Below are 621 nucleotides of genomic sequence, written 5' to 3'. Positions count from 1 at the left end.
TTGGGGCCTTAGCTCAGCTGGGAGAGCGCCTGCCTTGCACGCAGGAGGTCAACGGTTCGATCCCGTTAGGCTCCACCAATAAATTTTAGACTGACTAATTGCAGCGGCGTAGCTCAGTTGGCTAGAGCATACGGTTCATACCCGTAGGGTCGGGGGTTCAAATCCCTCCGCCGCTATCTAAGGACCTTTAGCTCAGTTGGTTAGAGCAGACGGCTCATAACCGTCCGGTCGCAGGTTCGAGTCCTGCAAGGTCCACCAGTTTATTGAATACACGGAGGAATACCCAAGCCCGGCTGAAGGGATCGGTCTTGAAAACCGACAGGGGTGTTAAAGCCCGCGGGGGTTCGAATCCCTCTTCCTCCGCCATATTTTCTTCAACTTCAACTTTAGCTTTACTTTATTAAGTTGTTATGTTAAGATAATAAAGGCGTCAAGTAAGCAACACAGTAACATTTGTATTATCGCGGGGTGGAGCAGTGGTAGCTCGTTGGGCTCATAACCCAAAGGTCACAGGTTCAAATCCTGTCCCCGCAACCAATGGTCCCGTGGTGTAGCGGTTAACATGCCTGCCTGTCACGCAGGAGATCGCCGGTTCGATCCCGGTCGGGACCGCCATTTTTT

Annotated in this window: 6 tRNA genes; all 6 read left to right on the top strand. The window is 52.0% G+C overall.

The annotated features are described in order from the left end of the window. Positions 1-2 precede the first annotated feature (2 nt). The 6 genes from CSV76_RS17050 (at position 3) to CSV76_RS17025 (ending at position 615) form a co-directional block, all read left to right on the top strand. A tRNA-Ala gene (locus CSV76_RS17050) sits at positions 3-78 on the top strand. Positions 79-102: 24 nt separating this feature from the next. Continuing rightward, positions 103-176, top strand: a tRNA-Met gene (locus CSV76_RS17045). A 5-nt stretch (positions 177-181) separates the two neighbouring features. Beyond that, positions 182-258: transfer RNA gene (locus CSV76_RS17040), tRNA-Ile, on the top strand. A gap of 15 nt (positions 259-273) precedes the next feature. Further along, positions 274-366, top strand: a tRNA-Ser gene (locus CSV76_RS17035). Between the two features lie 96 nt (positions 367-462). Continuing rightward, positions 463-537: transfer RNA gene (locus CSV76_RS17030), tRNA-Met, on the top strand. A gap of 2 nt (positions 538-539) precedes the next feature. Further along, a tRNA-Asp gene (locus CSV76_RS17025) sits at positions 540-615 on the top strand. Positions 616-621 lie beyond the last annotated feature (6 nt).

The sequence above is a fragment of the Sporosarcina sp. P17b genome, from assembly GCF_002743115.1.
GTDB lineage: Bacteria > Bacillota > Bacilli > Bacillales_A > Planococcaceae > Sporosarcina > Sporosarcina ureae_C.
This window is presented reverse-complemented; position numbering and strand designations above follow the sequence as displayed.